Source organism: Bacillus sp. JJ783 (assembly GCF_036963225.1).
Lineage (GTDB): Bacteria > Bacillota > Bacilli > Bacillales > Bacillaceae_G > Bacillus_A > Bacillus_A cereus_U.
The window spans coordinates 16,615-18,893 of record NZ_JBALMG010000110.1; the positions used below are offsets into that span (position 1 = coordinate 16,615).

Below are 2,279 nucleotides of genomic sequence, written 5' to 3' on the forward strand. Positions count from 1 at the left end.
ACAACAACAAGTAATTAATTCAATTAATGAAATTCGTAATGATTTTGGTACAATGGGGAACCTTTGTTACATTCGCCATTCTGTTGATACAACAGATGCTTTTTATAAGGAAGAGCAAGATTTCTTTGATGAATACTCACCAGTTGTGCAAGGCTATGGAACAAAATATTATAAGGCGTTAATTAATTCTCCATTCCGTGAAGAATTAGAAGCGTATTATGGAAAGCAATTATTTGCTCTAGCTGAATGTGATTTAAAAACATATTCAGATGAAGTAGTGAAAGATTTACAATTAGAGAATAAATTGTCTTCACAATATACACAGTTATTAGCATCTGCAAAAATTGACTTTGCAGGAGAAGAAAGAACGTTATCGCAACTTATTCCGTTTATGCAAGGAAAAGAAAGAAGCGAACGTAAAGCAGCAAGTGAAGCATACTACGGATTTTTAGCTGAGAATGAGGAAGAGTTAGATCGTATTTATGATGAGCTTGTTAAAGTGAGAACGAAAATCGCAAAAACACTTGGTTTTAAAAACTTTGTTGAATTAGGATATGCAAGAATGTATCGGACAGATTATAACGCTGAAATGGTAGCGAACTATCGTCAGCAAGTATTAGATTATATCGTTCCGGTTGCAACAGAGTTAAGAAATAGACAAAAAGCACGCATTGGTGTAGAAAAGCTCGCTTATTATGATGAAAACTTTGATTTTGCTACAGGTAATCCAACTCCAAAAGGCGATGCCGATTGGATTATTAATCACGGGAAAACGATGTATAAAGAATTATCAGCTGAAACAGATGAATTTTTTAATTTCATGCTAGATAATGATTTATTAGATTTAGTTGCGAAAAAAGGAAAAGCTGGTGGTGGATATTGTACATATATCGAGAATTATAAAGCGCCATTCATCTTCTCAAACTTTAATGGAACGTCTGGTGATATTGATGTATTAACACATGAAGCTGGTCATGCTTTCCAAGTATATGAAAGTCGTAAGTATGAAATTCCAGAATATAATTGGCCAACATATGAAGCGTGTGAAATCCATTCAATGAGTATGGAATTCTTTACATGGCCATGGATGAAGTTATTCTTTGAAGAAGATGCGGATAAATATTACTTCTCACACTTAAGTTCAGCACTTCTATTTTTACCGTACGGTGTATCTGTAGATGAATATCAACATTATGTATATGAAAATCCAGAAGCATCGCCAGCAGAACGTAAGTCAGCATGGCGTAACATAGAGAAGAAGTATTTACCACATCGTGATTATGAAGATAATGATTATTTAGAGCGTGGTGGTTTCTGGCAACGTCAAGGCCATATTTATAGCTCACCGTTCTATTATATTGACTACACGTTAGCTCAAATTTGTGCACTGCAATTTTGGAAACGTGCAAGAGATAATAGACAAGAGGCTTGGGAAGATTATGTGAATCTTTGTCAGCAAGGTGGAAGTAAATCATTCTTAGAATTAGTAGAAGTTGCAAATTTAACATCACCATTCGCTGAAGGGTGTGTAAAAAGTGTAATTACAGAAATTGAAGAGTGGTTACGTGCTGTTGACGACACAAAATTGTAAAAAACATGCACTTTTTTCACATGTTTAACATCGACATAATGGAAAAATGATGAGATAATAAAAGAAAATTCAGAATTATTTTAGGGGTGTTTCTAATGGGGAGCACCCCTTTTCACCAACAAAAAGGGGGAAAGCACTATGCTTCAATCTAATATGGATGTTAGTTTAGAAACTTTAGTCCACTCATTACAGTCTACACGAAGCACGCTGTTATCAGAAATTGAAATGTTAAATGATACGGAGGTGAATGTAAAGCCACGCCGTGATAAATGGAGTATTATTCAAATTTTGCATCATTTGCATTTAGTTGAACAGTCTGTCACATCTGCCCTTGTATATGCTTTGCAAAAAAAAGAAAGAAAACTTGCTCCATTTAAAGACCTCCAACTTACGCTTGATCGCACACATAAACGAGAAGCTCCTCAACAAATGAAACCAACAGAAACATTAATGAAAAAACTGCAAGGAATTCAATTACTAGAACATTCACGACAAGAATTATTTCATGCACTTCATAGTGTGATAGATGAAAAAGAATTATTTGAAAATGGATTAAAACATCCTATTTTTAATGATTTGAATTTATATCAATGGGTTCAATTTCTGGATTTACACGAACAAAGACATCTTACACAGCTAAAAGAAGCGAAACATGCAATTTTACAGCGGTAAAGTGAAATTTTAATCA

General features: G+C 34.1%; 2 protein-coding genes. Both read left to right on the plus strand.

Annotation, left to right across the window (positions count from 1 at the left end; genetic code table 11):
• A partial coding sequence (locus V7038_RS21990) for a M3 family oligoendopeptidase (protein WP_335695632.1) occupies positions 1 to 1,591 on the plus strand: 1,591 nt, incomplete at its 5' end.
• A gap of 138 nt (positions 1,592 to 1,729) precedes the next feature.
• A complete protein-coding gene (locus V7038_RS21995) occupies positions 1,730 to 2,263 on the plus strand; it encodes a DinB family protein (protein WP_002149622.1) in 534 nt (177 codons plus the stop codon).
• The last annotated feature ends 16 nt before the right edge of the window (positions 2,264 to 2,279 follow it).

Coding starts and splice junctions, on each gene's coding strand:
- V7038_RS21995 (WP_002149622.1), top strand. CDS start 1,730: ATGCTTCAATCTAATATGGATGTTAGTTTAGAAACTTTAGTCCACTCA.